Below are 251 nucleotides of genomic sequence, written 5' to 3'. Positions count from 1 at the left end.
GAGGGAAGTGAAGAGGATCTTCGCGCCCTCGTCGACAGGATCAATATCATCCGCTACCCGATCGCGGTCAAATCATTCACTATCAAATGGCAGGAAGCAACCGGGGAGTTCACAAGTTTTGAGATCATTCGCGGAGATCTCCAGGAGGAACTGTTTGAGAGGGTTGATTTCGCCGGCACAATCATGTATCAGACGCTGGAGAATTCTGAACTGAGTTTGAAGAAACAGGACCAGATGCTGGACAAGCAGGA

General features: G+C 49.8%; 1 pseudogene. It reads left to right on the top strand.

Features of this window, described 5'->3' with window-relative positions:
* Positions 1 to 251: pseudogene (locus tag BP858_RS03840) on the top strand (acylphosphatase); the annotation flags it as partial.

Source organism: Methanoculleus sp. UBA413 (assembly GCF_002502935.1).
GTDB classification, from domain to species: Archaea; Halobacteriota; Methanomicrobia; order Methanomicrobiales; family Methanoculleaceae; genus Methanoculleus; species Methanoculleus bourgensis.
Note: the sequence above shows the minus strand (reverse complement) of the source record. Positions and strands in the feature narration are given on the sequence as shown.